The organism is Nostoc sp., from assembly GCF_035638895.1.
Classification (GTDB): domain Bacteria; phylum Cyanobacteriota; class Cyanobacteriia; order Cyanobacteriales; family Nostocaceae; genus Nostoc.
Genome location: NZ_DASQZC010000125.1, coordinates 1 through 3,825 on the forward strand (window position 1 = coordinate 1; position 3,825 = coordinate 3,825).

The window sequence follows — 3,825 nt, forward strand, 5'->3', positions numbered from 1 at the left end:
AATTGATCCAGAGCGTGATGCACTCAGGATGGCAAACCACACTAGAGTTTTTCACCGCAAGCCAACCTTAGAAGAATGTCTGAATGCCGTTCGCAAACAATATTATAGTGGCGAGGGAGCGATTCAATGGGCTGGTGAAGCCGTGGCGCGATCAAACATTGATTTGCTGCCAACACAATCTGACAAAGTTGAATTTTTACAAGCTTATGAACAAGGAACAGCAAAACAGTGGTTACAGGAACGCTATCCTCAGCTTGATGCTAATGAGCTAGAACATCGTTTGGCTCGCTATGGGCTAAATCCGTGTGGTAAGTGATTTTGCCTCACGTTAAAAACCTCGCAAAAACGGGGAAAGCTGAGATGCTAATCCCGTGGTAATCAAAGGAACTAAAAAGCCTTTGACACCGTACAGCGTAGAGAGTGAAACTAGATTATATCCAAAATTGTTGTCTAGAATATAATCTCTCCAAGAGTGCGGGGGCGCATGTGAAAAACACTTTTATTATCTGAAGTCACATCTGCAAAAGGTACGCGGAGCTACTGCAAATAATTAAGCAGTAGAACTAGGGGATAAAAAGCCTCTAGGGTAACAAATCTGGAAATCATCGGTAGTAACTTCCACTGCAATTTGTCTGAGGTTCACCTCAATCAAATCGACCCACATAACTACAAAGAACAAGAGGAGGCTTTCACTGCTGGGGCGCTATCTGTAGCAGCACTTTTAAATCACAAATTCTTAGAACCACGCTATCAATACAGCCGTGAATTAGACCCGATTGTAGGAGTTTCTTTTACAGGTTTATTTGATTTCTTTGTCCATGCTTTTGGTGTTGATTGGCTGCGTTGGTGGGAAGCGGGAAGGCCTGCAACTCCACAAGGATTAGCTTTCAAGCGTAAGGAAGAAAAATATCTAAGCTCCTGGAAAGAGATTGTACATCGGGTAGTTTGGGATTACTGCGATCGCCACAATTTCAAGCGTCCAAATCGTTGTACTACAGTTCAACCCAGTGGTACGAAGGCATTATTAACTAATGCTAGTTCAGGATGGCATCCCCCGAAAGCGCAAAGATTTATTCGTCGTATCACCTTCGGCAAAAATGACCCAGTAGCCTTAGCTTGTATTGACTACGGTTACAATGTCATTCCCTCGCAATCAGACAAAGATGAACAGGGCAATTTGCTCAATGATCCCTTTGATTCACGGGTGAGTGAATGGTTAGTAGAAATTCCTGTTTCTGTCTCTTGGGCTGATTTACCAGGTGCTGATGAAATTGATGTTTCTAAGTTCTCAGCCTTAGCCCAGTTTGATTTTGTCCTTCAGGTTCAACGTTGGTATGTGACTCACAACACATCAGCAACTTTAGAACTTCGTTCTGATGAAATTGAACCTTTAGGACAGCGCATCTACGAAACTATCCAGAGTGATGAAGGATATATTTCAGCCGCTCTTTTAGCTCGTTTTGACGATTTGCAATCATTCCCACGTTTGCCATTTGAACCGATAGATAAACCAACCTACTATCGCTTAAATCAAGAGGTGAAAGCACGACGCAAAACAGATGATTTCTGTGCAGTCTTAAGCCGCTACGATTTAGGCGAAATGTCAGAGGCTGGCCCTAGTGGTTGTGATTCTGATAAGTGTATGTTTCCCGATCAGCAACCAAGCTCATAAGGCGAAATGACTATCAACTTCGAGTAGGGCTATTTCGTTCTAAACATAAACCGCCCGGAACTAAAGTTTCGCGGCTCATAGCTTAAGTCCACTAAAGTGGACTAAAAGCCTTTCTTAGTCGTCTTTAGACGACTTTTGCTATTAGCCTCGGAATTTATTCTGAGGCGGGCTAGTGGTCTATCGCATTAATTTTGCGGGGCTGCTAGATCCCCGACTTCTTCAAGAAGTCGGGGATCTGAATACCACTAACCTCTCAAAACTTTTGGGACAGAGTACTAGATGAGAATGAAATAGCCCTATATATAATCTTTGGCAAAAGGAGTCCGCCAATGAAAGCTTACGAAATTCAAAGCAACGCCGGGATTGATGCCCTCGCATTAGTCGATCGCCCTGAGCCAAAACCAACTGCGGAACAAGTTCTCATTCAAGTCAAAGCAACATCCCTAAATTACCGCGATCTGCTTGTCATTGAAGGATTTTACGGTTCTGGACAGAAATATCCCTTAATTCCCCTGTCTGACGGTGCGGGGGAAGTCGTGGCGGTAGGGGAAAGTGTGACACGGGTTAAAATAGGCGATCGCCTCGCTGGTATTTTCTTCCAAGACTGGATTTATGGCTCTTTAACCAAAGAGAAAATGAAATCCGATCTCGGAGGTGGTATCGATGGAATGCTGGCTGAATATGTCGTATTACACCAAGATGGTTTAGTAATATTACCTGACCATCTATCATACATTGAAGGCGCAACCTTACCCTGTGCAGCAGTCACAGCTTGGCATGGACTGGTGACAAAAGGCAATATCCGCACAGGTGATACTATTTTATTACTCGGTACTGGAGGAGTTTCGATTTTTGCCCTCCAGTTCGCCAAGATACACGGTGCTAGAGCAATTATTACTTCCAGCAGTGATGAGAAATTGGCACAAGCTAAACAGCTTGGTGCTGACGAAACAATCAATTACAAAACAACACCAGATTGGGAAAAGCAAGTTTACCAATTGACTAATCGTACAGGTGTAGATCATGTAGTTGAGGTAGGCGGTGCAGGTACTCTGCCAAAATCACTACAAGCAGTCCGCATCGGAGGACGTATCAGCTTGATTGGCGTATTGTCAGGTAGAGGAAGTGAAATTGACCCCATGCCAATACTTTTTAAAAGCTTAACAGTTCAGGGCATTTATGTTGGCAGTCGGGAAATGTTTGAGGCGATGAATCAGGCGATGCAACAGCATCAAATTAAACCGATTATTGATCGAGTTTTCCCTTTCACTGAAGCACGAGAAGCTTATCATTACCTCAAAAGTGCGGCTCACTTTGGGAAAGTCGTAATTCGTAATACAACTCTTGGAGAGGCTACGCCCTAAACGTAGCTATGCCGCAGGCTTTACGGCTACGCTGAGTACAAGTTCGTAATTCGTAATCAGTTAATTATAGCTTTTCCTATACATCATAGCCCCCTCCCCGCAAGCAGGGAGGGGGTTGGGGGTGGGGTTCTGTATCTACTCAACTAAGAACCGCTATATGCGATCGCAACTGTAAATCCAGTTAAATTCAGCAATTACAAAAAGTTTAATTGTTTAACTTTGAGGCAGGGCTAATAATTTTTTATGATTAATATTAACTTTATTAAACCTAGGATTTAACAACGCAAAAATACTTTGTACTCTGGTATGTAGTTACTATTTTGCTATGCAATGTGTAGTATTTTCTTTTCAAACTTTAGATAGATGTTGTAACAGGAGATACAAACTTTTTTAACACATATCAGATTTTTTCACTACTCCAGATATTTATTTTACTACTCTAGATATTTAATTCAATTTTTAATTATATGAATATATAAATGTAATATTTTATTAACCTTTCTTAGAAAATACACCTTTTGACATTGGGATAAGCTGTTCCACATTTAAATTGCATAAGCTGGGCGGGCAGGATGCCCACCCTACAAGAGTTATATTTAATTCGATTATGCAAATTAGATGTTTTTTAGCTTAAAATTATTGATTTATCTCCTTATGCCGCAAGCTGCCTTTTCTACAGACGGCTATATTTAGGAGAATCCCAATGTCATTAAACGAAAATGCCCTTGAGCAACCAGCAAATTATTTGCTGGCAGTTCTGCCAGCCGTTGATTATGAGCGTCTTGTTCC

1 protein-coding gene and 2 pseudogenes are annotated in these 3,825 nt (G+C 41.8%); all 3 read left to right on the top strand.

What is annotated here, in order from left to right; translation table 11 throughout:
* Positions 1-316, top strand: a pseudogene (locus tag VE944_RS06075) (ribonucleoside-triphosphate reductase, adenosylcobalamin-dependent); the annotation flags it as partial.
* A gap of 282 nt (positions 317-598) precedes the next feature.
* Positions 599-1,672, top strand: a pseudogene (nrdJ, locus tag VE944_RS06080) (ribonucleoside-triphosphate reductase, adenosylcobalamin-dependent); the annotation flags it as partial.
* Positions 1,673-2,001: 329 nt separating this feature from the next.
* The gene (locus VE944_RS06085) at positions 2,002-3,036 is read left to right on the top strand and encodes a zinc-dependent alcohol dehydrogenase family protein (protein WP_324973752.1); all 1,035 of its coding nucleotides are present in this window, start codon (positions 2,002-2,004) and stop codon (positions 3,034-3,036) included.
* Positions 3,037-3,825: the final 789 nt, after the last annotated feature.